This is a genomic window from Psychrobacter faecalis (assembly GCF_016107575.1).
GTDB lineage: Bacteria > Pseudomonadota > Gammaproteobacteria > Pseudomonadales > Moraxellaceae > Psychrobacter > Psychrobacter faecalis.
This window is the reverse complement of the sequence record NZ_JABAST010000073.1, coordinates 1-3,084: the sequence shown is the minus strand read 5'-3', so window position 1 is coordinate 3,084 and position 3,084 is coordinate 1. Positions and strand designations below refer to the sequence as shown.

General features: G+C 49.6%; 2 rRNA genes. Both read left to right on the top strand.

What is annotated here, in order from left to right:
- Nucleotides 1-20: 20 nt before the first annotated feature.
- Nucleotides 21-2,882: ribosomal RNA gene (locus JFC07_RS12930) — 23S ribosomal RNA — on the top strand.
- 119 nt (nt 2,883-3,001) lie between these two features.
- Nucleotides 3,002-3,084, top strand: a 5S ribosomal RNA gene (gene rrf / locus JFC07_RS12925); the annotation flags it as partial.

Below are 3,084 nucleotides of genomic sequence, written 5' to 3'. Positions count from 1 at the left end.
AAGACTACTTGGGGTTGTATGGTCAAGTAATGAAGCGCACATGGTGGATGCCTTGGCAGTCAGAGGCGATGAAAGACGTGACAGCCTGCGATAAGCTTCGGGGAGGCGGCAATATCCTGTGATCCGGAGATTTCTGAATGGGGAAACCCAGCTAGCATAAGCTAGCTATCTTATATTTATATAAGAGGCGAACGAGGGGAAGTGAAACATCTCAGTACCCTTAGGAATAGACATCAATTGAGATTCCCCTAGTAGCGGCGAGCGAACGGGGAGAAGCCGATTAATACTAATGTAGAAGAACAGCGTGGGAAAGCTGACCGTAGTAGGTGATAGTCCTGTATTCGAAACATTAGCATTAACATATTAAGTAGAGCGGGGCACGAGAAATCCTGTTTGAAGATGGGGGGACCATCCTCCAAGGCTAAATACTCCTGACTGACCGATAGTGAACCAGTACCGTGAGGGAAAGGCGAAAAGAACCCCTGTGAGGGGAGTGAAATAGAACCTGAAACCGTGTGCGTACAAGCAGTGGGAGCCTTAATTTATTAGGGTGACCGCGTACCTTTTGTATAATGGGTCAGCGACTTATATTCTGTAGCAAGGTTAACCGTTTAGGGGAGCCGTAGGGAAACCGAGTCTTAATAGGGCGATTAGTTGCAGGGTATAGACCCGAAACCGAGTGATCTATCCATGAGCAGGTTGAAAGTGCCGTAACAGGCACCGGAGGACCGAACCCACTGTCGTTGAAAAGCCAGGGGATGACTTGTGGATAGGGGTGAAAGGCTAATCAAACTCGGTGATAGCTGGTTCTCCCCGAAAGCTATTTAGGTAGCGCCTCGGACGAACACCATTGGGGGTAGAGCACTGTTTCGGCTAGGGGGTCATACCGACTTACCAAACCGATGCAAACTCCGAATACCGATGAGTGATATCCGGGAGACACACAGTGGGTGCTAACGTCCATTGTGGAGAGGGAAACAACCCAGACCGCCAGCTAAGGCCCCAAATTCCTAGTTAAGTGGGAAACGAGGTGGGAAGGCATAGACAGCTAGGAGGTTGGCTTAGAAGCAGCCATCCTTTAAAGAAAGCGTAATAGCTCACTAGTCGAGTCGGCCCGCGCGGAAGATGTAACGGGGCTCAAACTAGGAGCCGAAGCTGCGGATTTGAATTTGTTTTCAAGTGGTAGGGGAGCGTTGTGTAAGCCTGTGAAGGTGTGTTGTAAAGCATGCTGGAGGTATCACAAGAGCGAATGCTGACGTGAGTAACGATAATGCGAGTGAAAAGCTCGCACGCCGGAAGATCAAGGGTTCCAGTCCAACGTTAATCGGGGCTGGGTGAGTCGACCCCTAAGGCGAGGCCGAAAGGCGTAGTCGATGGGAAATCGGTTAATATTCCGATACTTGTTTATAATGCGATGGAGGGACGGAGTAGGTTATGTCAGCCTGGCGTTGGTTGTCCAGGTGAAAGGATGTAGGCTTACAGTTTAGGCAAATCCGGACTGTAATACGGCTGAGATCTGATAGCAAGCGGTACTTGTACCGTGAAGTGGCAAATACCATGCTTCCAGGAAAAGCTTCTAAGCAATAGTTATAAACGAATCGTACCCTAAACCGACACAGGTGATCAGGTAGAGAATACCAAGGCGCTTGAGAGAACTCTGCTGAAGGAACTAGGCAAAATGGTACCGTAACTTCGGGAGAAGGTACGCTGCCGATGGTGATAGGACTTGCTCCTTGAGCTGTTGGCAGTCGCAGATACCAGGCTGCTGCAACTGTTTATTAAAAACACAGCACTCTGCAAACACGAAAGTGGACGTATAGGGTGTGATGTCTGCCCGGTGCTGGAAGGTTAATTGATGGGGTTAGCGTATGCGAAGCTCTTGATCGAAGCCCCAGTAAACGGCGGCCGTAACTATAACGGTCCTAAGGTAGCGAAATTCCTTGTCGGGTAAGTTCCGACCTGCACGAATGACATAATGATGGCAGCGCTGTCTCCAGCAGAGACTCAGTGAAATCGAAATCGCAGTGAAGATGCTGTGTACCCGCGGCTAGACGGAAAGACCCCGTGAACCTTTACTACAGCTTTACATTGAACTTTGACCTGACTTGTGCAGGATAGGTGGGAGGCTTTGAAGCCGAGACGCTAGTCTTGGTGGAGCCATCCTTGAAATACCACCCTGGTCATGTCGGGGTTCTAACTCAGGTATAACAATACCGAGGACAATGTATGGTGGGTAGTTTGACTGGGGCGGTCTCCTCCTAAAGAGTAACGGAGGAGTACGAAGGTGCGCTCAGAACGGTCGGAAATCGTTCATAGAGTATAAAGGCAAAAGCGCGCTTAACTGCGAGACCCACAAGTCGAGCAGGTACGAAAGTAGGTCTTAGTGATCCGGTGGTTCTGTATGGAAGGGCCATCGCTCAACGGATAAAAGGTACTCTGGGGATAACAGGCTGATACCGCCCAAGAGTTCATATCGACGGCGGTGTTTGGCACCTCGATGTCGGCTCATCTCATCCTAGGGCTGAAGCAGGTCCTAAGGGTATGGCTGTTCGCCATTTAAAGAGGTACGCGAGCTGGGTTTAGAACGTCGTGAGACAGTTCGGTCCCTATCTACCGTGGGCGTTGGAAATTTGAGAGGATCTGCTCCTAGTACGAGAGGACCAGAGTGGACGAACCACTGGTGTTCGGGTTGTCATGCCAATGGCATTGCCCGGTAGCTACGTTCGGATGGGATAACCGCTGAAAGCATCTAAGCGGGAAGCCCACCTCAAGATTAGATTTCCCTAAAGAGCCGTTCAAGACTAGGACGTTGATAGGCAGGGTGTGGAAGCACAGCGATGTGTGTAGCTAACCTGTACTAATTGCTCGTTTGGCTTGACCATACAACACCCAAGTGGTTTGTATCAAGTCTAATTATTTCGATATCACCTTAATCCTTGATTCAGTTGGATTAAGATGACACTAGTCATTTAAACACACAGACTCATATCTAACCCCCTTTGCTGACGACAATAGCATGATGGTACCACCTGATCCCTTCCCGAACTCAGAAGTGAAACATCATCGCGCCAATGGTAGTGTGGC